2 protein-coding genes are annotated in these 2,463 nt (G+C 50.4%); both read left to right on the top strand.

Features of this window, described 5'->3' with window-relative positions; all coding sequences use genetic code 11:
- Nucleotides 1–92: 92 nt before the first annotated feature.
- The gene (istA, locus tag J7438_RS25110; RefSeq protein ID WP_503003940.1) at nt 93–1,622 is read left to right on the top strand and encodes an IS21 family transposase; all 1,530 of its coding nucleotides are present in this window, start codon (nt 93–95) and stop codon (nt 1,620–1,622) included.
- A 10-nt stretch (nt 1,623–1,632) separates the two neighbouring features.
- Nucleotides 1,633–2,388, top strand: coding sequence for an IS21-like element helper ATPase IstB (istB, locus tag J7438_RS25105; protein WP_209278783.1), 756 nt, complete (start codon nt 1,633–1,635; stop codon nt 2,386–2,388).
- Nucleotides 2,389–2,463: the final 75 nt, after the last annotated feature.

Here is a 2,463-nt window from a genome sequence, read left to right as displayed (position 1 = left end):
CTCTTAAGCATTGATTTTGTTGAACTCCTGCCGTTTAAACTTGTACCAACTGGTCAAGGAGCGGCGGAATGTCAGAAAAAAGTGGTTTATCAATGCGTAAAATCAGAGAAATTCTAAGGCTGAAGCACGACTGCAATCTCAGCATCCGGCAGATTTCTGCCAGCACCAGAGTCAGTGTTGGCGCAGTCAACAAATACCTGCAGCTCTTTGTTAAATCAGGCTTGTCCTGGCCTCTTCCTGAGGGAGCTGACGACACCTTTATTATCAATAAGCTCATGCCAGAATCGGCTAATAATCACCGTAAAGGGCTGGTTGATCCTGACTGGGTTGAGATGCATCAAGAACTCAAACACAAAGGAATGACCAAGCAGTTACTCTGGGAAGAGTACTGCCAGGCTTATCCTCACAACGCCTACAGTTACCCCCAATACTGTCATCGATACAGTGAGTGGCGAAAGAAACAGAAGCGCTCCATGCGACAGGTACACAAGGCTGGTGAAAAGCTGTTCATTGACTACGCCGGAATTACGGTACCTGTCGTTAATAGTGAAACCGGTGAAGCAAGGCAAGCACAGATCTTTGTTGCCGTGCTCGGTGCTTCAAGCTACACCTACGCCGAAGCAAGCTGGGGGCAGTCCCAGGCTGATTTTCTGGCCTCTCATGTCCGGGCATTCGAGTTTTTCGGTGGTGTGCCAGACATGCTGGTGCCGGATAACCTGAAAAGTGCAGTGATCAAAGCCTGTCGGTACGATCCGGAGGTCAACCCACATTACCAGCATCTTGCCCAGCATTTCGGCGTCTCTGTCATGCCGACACGGCCTTATAAACCAAAGGACAAGGCCAAGGTAGAAGTCGGTGTTCAGGTAGTTGAACGCTGGATACTGATGAAATTGCGCAACACCTTTTTCTTCTCACTGGCAGAGCTTAATCAGGAAATACGTTGCTTACTGGAGGATCTGAATACTCGCGATTTCAAGCAACAACCCGGCTCACGACGACTTGCCTATGAACAGCTGGATCGGCCTGCACTGAGCCCATTGCCCAGCCAGCCTTTTGAATACCTTGATTTCAAAAAGGCCCGGGTCAATATCGACTACCACATCCGCTACAAGGAACATGCTTACTCGGTACCTCATGCGCTGGTTCGTGAGGAAGTAGAAGTTCGGGCCGGGGAAAAACTGATTCAGATCCTCTTTAAAGGAAAGCCGGTAACCAGCCACCCCCGCAAGCGTTGTTCAGGTTACACGACCAAGACTGAACATATGCCGAAGAGTCATCAGAAACATCAGCAATGGACTCCGGGAAAGTTGATGTGCTGGGCAAAAAAACTGGGACCGGATGTGCTTCTCTTTACCAGGCAGTTACTGGACAGTAGAGAGCATCCTGAACAGGCTTACCGCGCCTGCCTTGGCCTCTTAAACATGAGCAGGGATTATGGTGCTGACCGGCTCAATGCAGCCTGTGCCAGAGCGCGTCATGTAGGAGGTCATCGAATTCGTAACGTTAAGGAAATCCTTCTTGCCGGACTGGACCAGCTACCATTGGAAACGCCAGAGTCAAGCGACAGTGACAGAGTGATCCGGAATCATGAAAACATTCGCGGCGCAGCCAGTTACGAGTAAGGGGTTTAACATGATAACTCAGACCCAAACGCGACTTCGGAACCTGCGTCTTACCGGTATGGCTGATGCACTGGAAGTACAAAGAGAACACCCCGGTACCTATGAGAATCTCAGTTTCGAAGAACGACTGGCATTACTGGTTGACCAGGAAGATGCTGAGCGAAACGATAAACGCCTGGCCCGTTTACTCAAGGCAGCCCGATTCAAACTGGCTGCAACGGTTGAAGGTATTGATTATGGAAAGGCCCGGGGTATCAGTCAGTCAAAAATAACGACGCTGGTCACCTGTGACTGGATAAACCGGAAACAAAACCTGTTAATTACCGGCCCCTGTGGTACCGGTAAAAGCTGGCTCAGCTGTGCCTTCGGGCACGCCGCCTGTCTGCGGGGTTACAGTGTTCGTTACTGGCGAATTACACGACTGTTGCACGCATTAACCATTGGTCATGGTGATGGTAGTTACAGTAAGCAATTACGGCAGTTAGCCAAGGTTGACTTGCTGATCCTGGATGATTGGGGGCTGGAAGCAATCACCCAGAGGCAGCGCAACGACCTTCTGGAGATTATGGACGACCGGCACAACCAGAGTTCCACCATTGTCGCGAGCCAATTACCGGTATCCGGCTGGCATGACAGCATCGGTGATGCAACGCTTGCAGATGCCATTCTGGACCGCCTGACACACAATGCCCACCGGATTAATTTGAAGGGCGAATCCATGAGGAAAACAAAAGGTAAATTGGACGAGCGTGAACACCTGGGCTAAAAATAGGCTTGGGCAATGCTTAAGAGCCTGAAGGTGTTCACGCTAGCCAGAATAGGTGTTCACGCTCGTCCAATT

The organism is Thalassotalea sp. G20_0 (genome assembly GCF_017744175.1).
Taxonomy (GTDB): domain Bacteria; phylum Pseudomonadota; class Gammaproteobacteria; order Pseudomonadales; family Endozoicomonadaceae; genus Endozoicomonas.
This window is presented reverse-complemented; position numbering and strand designations above follow the sequence as displayed.

Coding starts and splice junctions, on each gene's coding strand:
- istA (WP_503003940.1), top strand. CDS start 93: ATGCGTAAAATCAGAGAAATTCTAAGGCTGAAGCACGACTGCAATCTC.
- istB (WP_209278783.1), top strand. CDS start 1,633: ATGATAACTCAGACCCAAACGCGACTTCGGAACCTGCGTCTTACCGGT.